The sequence below is a fragment of the Clostridium sp. YIM B02551 genome, assembly GCF_022324735.1.
GTDB lineage: Bacteria > Bacillota > Clostridia > Clostridiales > Clostridiaceae > Clostridium_T > Clostridium_T paridis.
The window spans coordinates 292,026-304,056 of record NZ_JAKGTF010000003.1; the positions used below are offsets into that span (position 1 = coordinate 292,026).

General features: G+C 28.9%; 10 protein-coding genes. All 10 read right to left on the reverse strand.

Features of this window, described 5'->3' with window-relative positions; genetic code table 11:
• Window positions 1–4 precede the first annotated feature (4 nt).
• The 10 genes from L1S47_RS05570 to nth all read right to left on the reverse strand — a co-directional run bounded on the left by L1S47_RS05570 (window position 5) and on the right by nth (window position 11,996).
• Complete coding sequence (locus L1S47_RS05570) at window positions 5–2,221, reverse strand: transglutaminase domain-containing protein (RefSeq protein WP_238882469.1); 2,217 nt, start codon at window positions 2,219–2,221, stop codon at window positions 5–7.
• A 23-nt stretch (window positions 2,222–2,244) separates the two neighbouring features.
• The gene (locus L1S47_RS05575; protein WP_238882470.1) at window positions 2,245–3,237 is read right to left on the reverse strand and encodes a DUF58 domain-containing protein; all 993 of its coding nucleotides are present in this window, start codon (window positions 3,235–3,237) and stop codon (window positions 2,245–2,247) included.
• A gap of 97 nt (window positions 3,238–3,334) precedes the next feature.
• Window positions 3,335–4,270 carry a MoxR family ATPase gene (locus L1S47_RS05580; protein ID WP_238882471.1) on the reverse strand — a complete coding sequence of 312 codons (936 nt, stop codon included), beginning with the start codon at window positions 4,268–4,270 and terminating at the stop codon, window positions 3,335–3,337.
• A 162-nt stretch (window positions 4,271–4,432) separates the two neighbouring features.
• Window positions 4,433–5,857 (reverse strand): VanW family protein, encoded by a 1,425-nt coding sequence (locus L1S47_RS05585; RefSeq protein WP_238882472.1) that lies wholly within the window; start codon window positions 5,855–5,857, stop codon window positions 4,433–4,435.
• A gap of 268 nt (window positions 5,858–6,125) precedes the next feature.
• A complete protein-coding gene (locus tag L1S47_RS05590) occupies window positions 6,126–7,139 on the reverse strand; it encodes a glycoside hydrolase family 25 protein (protein WP_238882473.1) in 1,014 nt (337 codons plus the stop codon).
• Between the two features lie 62 nt (window positions 7,140–7,201).
• Entirely contained in the window at window positions 7,202–8,689 is a 1,488-nt protein-coding gene (locus L1S47_RS05595; protein ID WP_238882474.1) for an ATP-binding protein, read from the reverse strand.
• Window positions 8,679–9,401 carry a response regulator transcription factor gene (locus L1S47_RS05600; RefSeq protein WP_238882475.1) on the reverse strand — a complete coding sequence of 241 codons (723 nt, stop codon included), beginning with the start codon at window positions 9,399–9,401 and terminating at the stop codon, window positions 8,679–8,681. The genes L1S47_RS05595 and L1S47_RS05600 overlap by 11 nt, the downstream gene beginning before the upstream one ends.
• The gene (locus L1S47_RS05605; RefSeq protein ID WP_202767904.1) at window positions 9,373–10,020 is read right to left on the reverse strand and encodes a phosphatase PAP2 family protein; all 648 of its coding nucleotides are present in this window, start codon (window positions 10,018–10,020) and stop codon (window positions 9,373–9,375) included. Before L1S47_RS05605 ends, L1S47_RS05600 begins: the two co-directional genes overlap by 29 nt.
• 236 nt (window positions 10,021–10,256) lie before the next feature.
• On the reverse strand, window positions 10,257–11,162 hold the full coding sequence (locus L1S47_RS05610; protein WP_238882476.1) for a D-alanine--D-alanine ligase: 906 nt from the start codon (window positions 11,160–11,162) through the stop codon (window positions 10,257–10,259).
• A 198-nt stretch (window positions 11,163–11,360) separates the two neighbouring features.
• Window positions 11,361–11,996 (reverse strand): endonuclease III, encoded by a 636-nt coding sequence (gene nth / locus L1S47_RS05615; protein WP_238882477.1) that lies wholly within the window; start codon window positions 11,994–11,996, stop codon window positions 11,361–11,363.
• Window positions 11,997–12,031 lie beyond the last annotated feature (35 nt).

Genomic DNA, 12,031 nt, shown 5'->3' on the forward strand with positions numbered 1-12,031 from the left:
CTAATTAATCCTTTCTTAAAAAGAAGAACTTTTTTATTAAATAGGTTATATTCCCATCTTTCTTCTTTAGATAATTCTCAAAATAATCTACATATTCTTCTCCATTTACCAACTTAACTTCATTCCCATAATGTTCTAAATAAACTAATTGAATTAAATTTTCAAGCTTATTACTTAAAGTTACATCATCTATTCTATCAATAAATTCTCCATAGGTTTCATAGCTTTCTTTAAGTATATTAATCGAACTCAAGCCTTTTTCATAATATAAAAATATTTTTTTTGCTGAAGTTTCTTTTCTAAGGAATTTATACTTTCTTTTTACTAGCACGATCCTTAGTGCAATCATAACTATTATAAAAATCCCAATAAGCCTAAAGAATTTATCATTCTCTATTGTAACGTTATTTCTATTTGCTATATTAACTGAATTATTATCTTCACTTTTTTGTGATTTGGTTCTCTCCACTTTTCCTGATGCATTAGCATTACTGCTATTACTTGTAGCAAAATTACTTATAGAATCTTTTTCACTAAATTCATACGCAGTGGGTGAAGCGTCTACCTCCTGCCATACATTATCTTGTTTTATTTTAGAGATATCTTCATCTAACTTATAGTTCACTTCGCACCAAGCATGTGCATCCATATTAGTAACTATGTAGTTTCCATCATTATCTCTTTTATCTGAAAGTTTAAATCCTTCTACATACCTGGCAGGTACACCAGAAATTCTACACATCATTGTCATAGCAGTTGCAAAATACTCACAATATCCTTTTTTTTCTGTAAAAAGAAAATAGTCTAAGAAATCTTGTCCTTGTGGTACTTCTGATACATCTAAAGAGTACTCATAATTAGCCTCCAAATATTTTTTTATTGCCTCTACTTTATCTTTTGAGCTAATTTTATCTTTGGTTATATTTCTTACTAAATCAAAGGTTCTTAGAGTAACAGAATTAGGTATTTGCAAATAAAAATCTGGAACTTCACTGCTTATCTTGCCATCAGAAGCAATTTTCAACAACTTATTATCGACAATAGATTTTTCTATAAAGGAATCATCTAGAAATGTAACAGTATAAGGAGTATTAGTTAAATCTTTAGAAAAAAATATATTGCTAAACCCATCCTTATATATCCTTTGGTTACTTTCATCCTGAATATCTGTTGAATACTTTGGAGCGTAATAACTTTCATTTTTAATATTAGGAGATATTTTTACTTCTATGATTTTTCCGCCGAATTCTTTTATTTCCCTTACTAAATTATCACTACTAGTTTCCACATCATCTAAAACAATCTGTTGATGATTACTTACCCATCTATCCCCTATATAAGTATCTCTCACATTTCCCCTAAAATAATATTGCTTATTTATCTCACCTTGTAAAAAAGTAATTTTGAAAGCTTCCTTGTCATTCAATTTGAGCTTTCCACCTAATTTGTCTTGCGCTTGAGAAAAACCTGTTCTACCTTCACTATATCCTATAAAGCTCCCATCAGACGCATCATTATATTTAGTTTTATTTATAGATAAATTAGCTTTAATCTTGGTAGAGTATGCCCCAACTTTTCTGTATGGTAGTTTAGTTGATATTCCTATTAAAATAGCTATTAACCCAAGTGAAAATAGGATTAACTTCCACTTAGTGATTTTGTATTCTTCAAAGTCGTGACTCTCTTTTATAAGAAAATGCTTTAAATTATTTGCACCAAATGTTAATAATATTGTTGCTAGTAAAAATGGCATTGTATAAATTATTTCTTCTTTATATCCTAGGAACCATAAAACAGCTACTATGGATAGATCTAAATATGTAAGAATTCCTAATGATCCTATCTTAGATAAATATGCTCCCCACATATATATAAATGGGACAATAGTTATTATAAAATACCTATATTCTTTAAAATCAGTAGATTTCCCACTGGATAAATTGCTATTTATAATTTCAATAGAATTGTTCGCACCTCTAGAGATAAAGAAAATAAAAAACAAACATCCAAATATGGCTATACTCATAGGAATTGTTATCCTATCTGATACTTCTTCTCCTAATACAGTCCATGTTAACAAAATTGATATGACTATGGTTCCAACTATATTCCCATAATCGATATTTTGAACTCTATAAGCACTTTTTAGTAAAAATAAAATATATACTACATTCAAGGATATCAGAAATAAATTTAATCTATGCTTTCTTATCCATTTCATAAAAATAATTACCTCGTAAAATATTAAATATTGATAATATTATCTTTGCTATATTTAGAAAATGAGTAAAATAAACATTCTTCAGCATGATACTTTTTTTCAATTTTATTTATATCTATATCTTCATAAAAAGGTATTATTATAATAGGAAACGTAACCGAACTTATATCGTCATTTAATAAATAATCATTTATATCCACGTCTCCAAAGCTAAAATTAGTTAGAAAATATTCTTCTAATAACTTTATACCTATGTAATCATGTATAAATAGATTTTTACTGTTCTTATTATTTATAAATAAATTAATTGAATATCCTTCACTAACTTTTTTTAATATATAATTAAATGCAAATTCCACTAATTCCTCTTCTTTTCTACCAGTAGGGTCAATGTCCATAATTTTTTTACTCATATCTAATATTAATATTTCTGATTTTCCTTGATTACATTCATATTCTTTAACATAAAGCTCTTGCCTTTTACAAAGCAATCTCCAATGTACCCTTTTCAAACTATCTCCTTGTCTATATTCCCTTAATTCCCTTAATTCATCCATACTATTAAAATTATATCCTTCATTCTTATAAATTTCCGGAATATTATTATGACTTTTCCTTGTTTCAAGGTTTGTGTCCCTTTTAACATAAACTTTTACTATGGATTTATAGTGTAGTTTAAACTTCATTTTTATTATTCCTAATGGATCTATAAGTGTTATATTTAATCTACCAAAATCATATATCCCTCTAATACATGGAACAATTTTATTTTGAAATTTTAATTCTCTCCAAAAAGAAAAGACGTGCCCTTGATAGTTTTTCATAATATAACTTATTTCTTCATTTTCTATTTTTACAATTGGTAAATATAATGGAATTTTTGATTTTATCTCTGTTGTAATATTAATATTCTCTTCAGTAGATACCTCAAATTTATCTAATTCTATAGATATATCCATAGCCTTATATATAACTGTAATATATGTTATGGAAAAGAAAAGAGCTATTAGAAGCATATACAATATGCTTGAAAAAACAATCCCCCCCTCTATATACACTAAAAAAGCACTAATTATTATTAACAATAAATACTTTAAATCTACTTTGACCATGCTAAATTACCTTTGGTATAGCAATGCTATTTAATATATCTTTCATTATCTCATTAATATACTTTTCTTTATTTCTGCCACTATAGCTAGGTATAACTCTGTGATTAAAAACCAAAAAGATGTTTTCTTTAATATCTTCTGGTATAACGAATTCTCTTTCGTTTAGATAAGCACTTGCCTTTGCAATTTTTTGTAATGTTAGTACTGCTCTTGTACTAACTCCTAGTAAAAGCCTATTATCTTCCCTTGTCTTATTAGCTATTGCTACTATGTATTTTATTATTTCTTCGTGAATGCTTATAGAATCAACTTCTTTAATTATTTCAAAGAATTGGCTTTTATTAATTACTTTCCGCGCTTCATCTAGTGGATTTAGATTATTTTGCATTTTAAGAATCTCCTCCTCACTTTCTTCTGTGGGATATCCTAAGGAAATTCTTATTGAAAATCTGTCTAATTGAGCTTGTGGAAGTATTGATGTACTTATATATTCTAATGGATTTTGTGTTGCAATAACAATAAATGGACTTTCTAACTTATAGCTATTTCTCCATTCAGTTATTTGTTTTTCTTCCATTGCTTCCAAAAGTGCACTTTGTGTTTTAGGGGAAGTTCTATTTAATTCATCTGCTAATAATATGTGTGAGAATATTGGTCCTTTTCTAAATTCAAACTCACCTGTATGTTGATTATAAATAGATACTCCTAATATATCACTGGGTAATAAATCTGGAGTACATTGTATTCTTGAAAAATTCAAATCCAAGCTTTTTGCTAAAGCTTTAACTAAGGTAGTTTTACCTAGCCCCGGCAAATCTTCGATAAGTATATGCCCTCCAGATATCACTCCTTTTAGCAAATTATTTATTTCCTTTTCCTTACCTAATATTACTTTATTTAAGTTGCTTTTAATTTTTGTAACATAACTATAGTTCATATTATTTCTCCTATAACTCGAATTGCATATAAATATTTTAACATAATATTCCACAATAATAACCATCTTTAATTTTTACCATAAGAAAACTTTTATAAACAAATAAGGTTATAGCTAGTAAGTTAGTTTACTAGCTATAACCTTATGTTAATCACTAAAATATTAAGATGTTTTATTATCTGCTGGAGCCTTAGGTTGTTCCACCTTTTTAGTTCCTCTTTTTAAAACTCCATCAACCTTCCTATAGGTATCTGTTGCAATAGCTTCTCTATTTATTTCCTTGCCACCTTGATAAGTTACTTGATAGCTTCTTACTTTATAACCTACTACAGGTTTTTTATCCCACTGAGTTTCTCCTTCTGGTAAAGTAGGGTCATCAACAGTAGTTGTTGTTGGTTGAATTGTTTCTAAGGTTTCTGCTACTAATTGATACGTTTTTCCTTGCATACTTTCAACATTTCCATATATATTAACATATACATTTCTACTTGCTGTATAAGCTTCAACATAAATTGGGAAATCATAAGTATTTTTAAATTTATAATCCAATACTCCCCATACAACTGTAGCATCTAAACCAGGTTGAGAATAACTTGTTGGCATGGAATGGTTTGTTCTTTCTACGGATCTTATGTTTGCAGCCATAACAGCTCTATAAAGAGTTGTTGATACCTGACATATTCCTCCGCCTAGACCATCTTCCACTTTATCTCCCACGAAAATTGCTGCATCCTTAAATCCTCTTGCGTAAGTTCTTTCTCCAACTGTTTCATTATAGCTAAAAGTATCACCCGGCATTAATAACTTACCATTAATATGACTTGTTGCTAATTCTACATTTGTAGACCTTCCGGGATTAGATGTAGCATAACTAGTTTGATATGATGACATTTTTCCAGTTATCTTAGAAAGCTGCTCCTTTGTAATGGAAGGTTTGTCCTCTACAGTTGTCATAGCAATTTCTGTATCTTTACCAATTTCACCATTAATTGACTCTTTAAGTTTAGATGTCAACTCATCTTCATTGATCTTTACACCATTTTGTTCTGGTGTAATTGATATATTTCCATTACTTATAGAAATTGAGGCATCTTTTGCAGGTTTATTCATTTCACTAGTAACTTTTTGTTTAAAAGCATCTAATTTTTTTTCATCGTATTTAAAATCTATAGATAAGTTCTTATTATTTTTACCATCAATCCATGCTTTTTTATCAAAAAAACTAGAATCCTTACCTACTGCTAATGCATCATTTGCAGTCTTTTCAACATCAAACTCAGTAGAAAGTTCTGAATAACCTAATGAAAAACTTGTATCATTGACCTTCAGGTTAATCTTTTTATCTTTAATTTTATCTACAAAATTATCTTTTAGAATTTGTAGTACTTGTTCTTTTGTTTTTCCAGATAAGTCTACACCTTGAACCTTAACCCCTGGGTATACTTGATCTGACCAGGCTTTTATCTTGCTATTTGTAAATAATGCATAAGCTGAGGTTCCGGATAAAATTATGGCTATTATAACTAGTATTGGAACAACTACTTTTTTATTAATTCTAAATTTATTTTTATTTGAGTCCTTTTTCATCATATTCTCCTCTCTACATACGCAAATCTATTATACTACAAATTACTTATACAATAAACTAATTTATTCTAACAAAAAGTTTATATTTTTCTTAAGAATTTTTACTTTAATATTAATAAATCCAAATATCTGTAGAAATTTGTAGCAAAATAAAAAGTGGATGTTTTATAGGGTTTTAAGTTCAACTAATAACTTATTTATGTAAGAATAAGTTAAGTTTCCTATAAAAAACCCTATAGTTACATCCACATCAAAAATCACTTTTTGTTTAAGTGAAAAATAAATATTCTCCACTAAAATATATCTGATTATTATCCACTCTACTTTCCCTACTTAATGGGTTTAATTTATAAACACTTCTTCGTTTAGATATCTCTCTGTCTGTGTCAAATGCATGAATTCCAATTTCAATAGTTTGATTTTGAGGGATATTCAATTTTCTTCTTGGTATAACAACTCTACTTTGATTTTTATCTGCAGTAGTATAATATTCACCGTTTACGAAGATGTTATATCCATTAAGATCTGGTTCAGTGTTAGGTTTCCAGGTAACATATATGTTATTGCTATCCATAGTAGCAAATAATCCTTGAACTATTGCTGGCTGTATTAGATATGCTATATTATCTGGTCCCCAGTTTAAGTCATTAGGTGGGTTTGCTCCTTTTGCTGTTCCTTTTTCAGTATATTGCCAAATTCTCCACCTAGTCCATCCTCCTACATTCGGTGGGATTGGAGGATTTCCTGGAATCTCCCTATACATTGCAATCCATAATGGCATATCACTTAATGGATATCCCCTTCCTGGTATATAAAAATTGTTGTAGATTTCTATAAAGAATGTGCCTGTATATAACATTAGTCTACGATTAGTCTTTTTCTCAAATCTCTTTCTAAACCTATCCACCCAATTTATAAGACCAGCCGTAGAAATTGATTTATCTTGTGGTGCCTCCACGTCAATTACCGGGAATAAGTCTCCATAATCACGGTTTCCAAATCCAAGCTGAAGAGTATTTATAAAATTATCGCATTGACTATCTGCTGTGGTTAAATCATATGATGGAAGTGCATAATGATAGGCTCCTACTGGGATTCCATAATTTCTTGATGATTTTGCAAAATCAACAAATTTTTTATCTACCCTGAAAGTTCCTGTTGATGAACCCGATGCTCTTAAGTATAAAAAATCATAACTTCTAGCTATTACCTGAAAATTCACCCCTTGAGTATACTCATTTATATCTAGTCCGAAAAGACTACGAGGATTCTTATCCTGCATCCTTTGCCTCCAAATAATTTCTTCTATAATAAGATATCCAATTGGTAGTTAAAAAGTTACAGTTAGTTTTTACAATTTAATCTTATAATAAAGCTTATATTATCGCCTAAGGATTCCGCCCATATTTCTCCCTCATGCATGTAAACTATATTTTTAGCTATGGCTAAACCTAATCCACTACCTGCGGTTGTACTAGTTCTAGCCTCATCCATTCTATAAAATCTTTCAAATATCTTATTTAGTTTTTCTCTCTCTATTCTGTCACCTTTATTTTTCACTGATATAAATACCTTATCTTTTATTCTCCAAATAGACACCTTTACATCTGAATTCTTATAAGAATATTTTATTGCATTGGTTAATAGATTTTCCAAAACCCTTACCATTTTATCTGGATCCAATGAAACCATAATCTTTTCATTAGGATAGGATTGAATAACATTCAATTCATTTTCTTCAAATAAAGGCATCATTTCATCGGTAATCTGAGATAAAAATTCTACTATATTAACATCTATCGGGTTAAGTTTTATTCCCTCATTTGTTAGTTTTGTAAATTCGAACAAATCTTCAATCAATATTTTTAATCTCTCAGCCTTTGAAAAAGCAATATTTAAATACTCATGCATTTGCTCTTCACTTTCATATTTACCTTCTTTAACAAGGCCTAAGTATCCCATTACTGAAGTTAATGGAGTTCTTAAATCATGTGATACATTTGTAACCAAATCATTTTTAGTTTTTTCAATTGTTCTTTCTTTCTCTATATTTGTATTTATTTTATTAGCCATATAGTTAATATTCTCTGCTAAAATTTTAAGTTCATCATTACCTTTCTCATTAATTCTATGTTTTAAGTCTCCCTCTGCAATAATCTTTAAATCCCTAGATATTTCTTCAATATATTTCATTTTATCATTTGTAATTCTAATAAATGCAAATACGAATACAACAAAAGAGCCTAACAGAGCAAAGAAGCTATTATTCACCGTGTAGTTTTTGTAGTTTATTTTATTTTCAGCCTTAACATCAAAAATTAAAAACACATTTTCACCTTTAACTTTTGCTGGATATACATAAGTTTTTTCACTTTCATTTGAACCATTGTTTAGTGTACTCTTAAATATCTCTTGTAAATCCACCTGATCACTTGCAGTGTAATTCATCTTATAGTATATCTTCCCGTCAGCATTAACAATTGCTAAACTTGAATTATGTAAATCTTTTTTGGAGAAGTAAGTATCCATCTGCTGCTTATTTTTTATGTCCATATTACTTTTGTTTATATCATATACAAAGTTCTGATAATATTCTTCACCATAATTAAAATAGTATTCGATGTATTCGGATGTAACTGTTCTAGAAAACATCTTATTAAATACCCCATATGAAAAAAATGCAAGAAGGAAACATATTGCGAATACAACAACCAATTCAAATCTTATGCTTTTCTCCATTCTTTCGTTAAAAAGCCTATAAATTATCTTTATAGGCTTCATAATCTTCATATTTAATATTCTATTTAACCTTCTATTAATTTTATTTATCAATTTTATAACCTACTCCCCATACAGTCTTTATATATTTAGGGTTTCTTGGATTTTCCTCTAGTTTTTCTCTGATTTTTCTTATATGAACCATTACAGTATTGTCGGATTGTATAAATTGTTCATTCCATACACTTTCGTATATATTTTCAATAGAAAATACCTTCCCTTTGTTCTTCGCAAGAAGAGCAAGTATATCAAACTCTATTGGAGTTAACTTTACCTCTTCATCATTTAAAAATATTTGATGACTTTCTAAATTAATAATTAATTCATCAGCTTGTATGACATTGGAATTCTCTTTTACCTTAAAACCTGTTTCATCATTTACAATCGCTTGATTTAATCTTTTAAACCTTCTTAATTGTGATTTTACTCTTGCAATCAATTCTAATGGATTGAATGGTTTAGTAACATAATCATCTGCTCCTGTGTTTAATCCAAGAATCTTATCTATGTCTTGTGTTTTCGCAGAAAGCATTATTATTGGAATATTTTTTTCTTCTCTTATTTTAAGACAAGCTTCTATCCCATCAACCTTAGGCATCATAATATCAAGTATAACTAGGTCAACCTCTTCATCGCTTAATATTTTAAGCGCTTCTTCTCCATCACCAGCCTTTATTGTATCAAAGCCTTCTCCTTTTAAATATATATCCACCAAATCCCTTATTTCTTTTTCATCATCAACTATAAGTACCTTCTCTTTCCTCATCCTTCGAAGTCCCTATCCTTTCCTCTAATAAATTTATCCCATTTATTATAAAATATCCTAACCCTAATGCTGAAATTACATCTAAAATAAGATGTTGTTTAACAAAAACTGTTGATAAAATTATTGATACTACTAAAGTCAGTATCATGTATTTTTGATAACTCTTAAGATTTTTCAGCCCTAATAAGAAATAACCAATTACTGCTGTTGTATAAACATGTATACTCGGAAAACAGTTAAACGGATTGTCATTCTGATAGGTGTATCTAACTAGTCTAGATAGAAAATCATTTCCCACTATTACAGGTCTTGCTATAGTGGTTTGAAATAATAAATAGATACCATAGCATATTGAAACTCCTATACACAAAGAGTATACAGCTTTATAATAACTTTTTTTATCATTAAACATCAAAAACAAAACTCCGCCTACTAAAAAAACATACCAACTGTAGTAGGGTATTATAAATATTTTTAGGAAAGGTATCTTCATATCAAATATTGTTGTAAGGTTACTAACTTCATTCCAAGGTTTATTAAAAACCCCATATAAAGAACCTATTATTCCATATATTCCAAATAACCAAATGTGTTTAATATTTTCTTTAACCTTATCCATAAATCCCCATCCTTCGTAGCTTTATAATTATATTTTAATATGAATTTCTTTAGAAAACAAAGTATAAATTCTTAATATTTCCTTAATTACATTATGCTTTTATATGCTTAATTGCGTCCTTATATAAGTAACTTTTCTTTCTTTATTATTAACTTTTACCATAATTATATTAATACTTATAAAAAAATAACAGAGGTGCCCAATATTTAAGACACCTCTGTTATAACTTATAGTCCTTAATTTCTTGAAACCTTTAATGACTTATCTATAATAATATCTAAAAGCTCATTAAATTCAATATTTATTCCTGCTGCACTCTTAGGTATAAGAGAATTCTTAGTCATTCCTGGTAAAGTATTCACTTCTAATATATATGGAACTCCTTCTTTAACAATCATATCTACTCTAGCATAAACTGAACATTTCAATGCTTTATAAGTTGCTAAAGCCATTTTCTGTACTTCTGAATAAAGCTCTTCTTCTAATTCAACTACAAATTCATCTGCTCCGCCATCTGAATATTTTGATGCATAGTCAAAGAATGAAGATTTAGGTTTTATTGCAATGATAGGATATAGTTTTCCATCAATAACTGGACATGTTATCTCATCACCTTTGATGTATTCTTCTATCATTACTTCAGAATCCCACTTAAGCGCTTCCGCTACACAGCCTTCAATACTTTCTTTATCATTTACAACAAATGTTGCTACAGAAGATCCTCCAGAATTAGGTTTAACTACGACTGGATATCCTAATTCTTCTATAACATCATAATTAATTTCTTCAATTGCTGAAACATTAAACCACCTTGCAGTTCTGATATCACAAGCTTTTAATACTTTTTTAGTCATATCTTTGTCCATACAAACAGAAGAACTCATTATTCCACATCCTGAATAAGGAATTCCTAATGTTTCAAGGACAGCCTGTACAGCTCCATCTTCACCGAATTTACCATGTAACGCAAGTAATGCAAAATCTATCCCTTTTACTTTTTCAACTAATTCTTCTTTACTATTCAAAAGTATTGGTACTATTTCATATTTATTTTTATCAAGATTTTCTACTACAGAATTACCACTAGCTATAGATATGTCTCTTTCAGAAGAAACACCACCCATAATTACTCCAACTTTCATTAATGAACCCTCCAAATAATAAAATCTTTGTTTATTATAAACCTTTAATGCTTAATTGGCAATTAACAAGTATGCTAATTGAACTATATTATTTATAAAGAATCCTGTATATTGTGAAATTTCACATACAATACATTATGAAAAATAAAAAAGCAGAAGCCCTAAGCTTCTACTCTCAAGAAAACTTTCATGAATAACTTAATCTTTATTAATTGTTTTAAAGTAATTGCAATACTTGTTAATAATGCATCCTTCACAATTTGGTTTTCTCGCAGTACAACATCTTCTACCATGAAATATTAGTAAATGGTGTGCATGAGACCACTGATTTTTAGGTATTTCCTTCATAAGTTGTTCTTCAGTTTTTTCTACATTATTTGCCTCTGCTAAGCCAATTCTATTTGATACTCTAAAAACATGAGTATCAACTGCTATAGCTGGCACTCCAAATGCATTTGACAACACCACATTAGCAGTCTTACGTCCTGCCCCTGCTAATGATGTAATTTCTTCCCTAGTATTAGGAACTTCCCCATTAAATTTATCTTTTAATTGTCTACACATTAAGTAAATATTTTTTGCTTTATTTCTGTATAAACCTATTTGCTTTATTCTATTTTCCAATTCCTCATGGGTTAAAGTTAGAAAGCTATCTAAGTCAGGATACTCTTTAAACAAACTTTCCGTAACCTCATTAACTTTCTTATCAGTTGTCTGTGCAGAAAGTATAGTCGCTACTAGAAGTTGAAAAGGTGAGTTATGGTCTAGTTCACACTTTGCATCTGGATATGCTTCTTTTAAAAGTTCTAAAATTTTTCCAGTACTCTTTTTCATAGCTCCTCCTTTACCTATATAATGCAAAAATCATA

What these genes read in the sequence shown, in the direction of transcription:
- L1S47_RS05610 (WP_238882476.1), bottom strand. Translation starts at nt 11,162, where the DNA reads ATGAAAGTTGGAGTAATTATGGGTGGTGTTTCTTCTGAAAGAGACATA.
- L1S47_RS05605 (WP_202767904.1), bottom strand. Translation starts at nt 10,020, where the DNA reads ATGGATAAGGTTAAAGAAAATATTAAACACATTTGGTTATTTGGAATA.
- L1S47_RS05590 (WP_238882473.1), bottom strand. Translation starts at nt 7,139, where the DNA reads ATGCAGGATAAGAATCCTCGTAGTCTTTTCGGACTAGATATAAATGAG.
- nth (WP_238882477.1), bottom strand. Translation starts at nt 11,996, where the DNA reads ATGAAAAAGAGTACTGGAAAAATTTTAGAACTTTTAAAAGAAGCATAT.
- L1S47_RS05580 (WP_238882471.1), bottom strand. Translation starts at nt 4,270, where the DNA reads ATGAACTATAGTTATGTTACAAAAATTAAAAGCAACTTAAATAAAGTA.
- L1S47_RS05570 (WP_238882469.1), bottom strand. Translation starts at nt 2,221, where the DNA reads ATGAAATGGATAAGAAAGCATAGATTAAATTTATTTCTGATATCCTTG.
- L1S47_RS05575 (WP_238882470.1), bottom strand. Translation starts at nt 3,237, where the DNA reads ATGCTTCTAATAGCTCTTTTCTTTTCCATAACATATATTACAGTTATA.
- L1S47_RS05585 (WP_238882472.1), bottom strand. Translation starts at nt 5,857, where the DNA reads ATGAAAAAGGACTCAAATAAAAATAAATTTAGAATTAATAAAAAAGTA.
- L1S47_RS05600 (WP_238882475.1), bottom strand. Translation starts at nt 9,401, where the DNA reads ATGAGGAAAGAGAAGGTACTTATAGTTGATGATGAAAAAGAAATAAGG.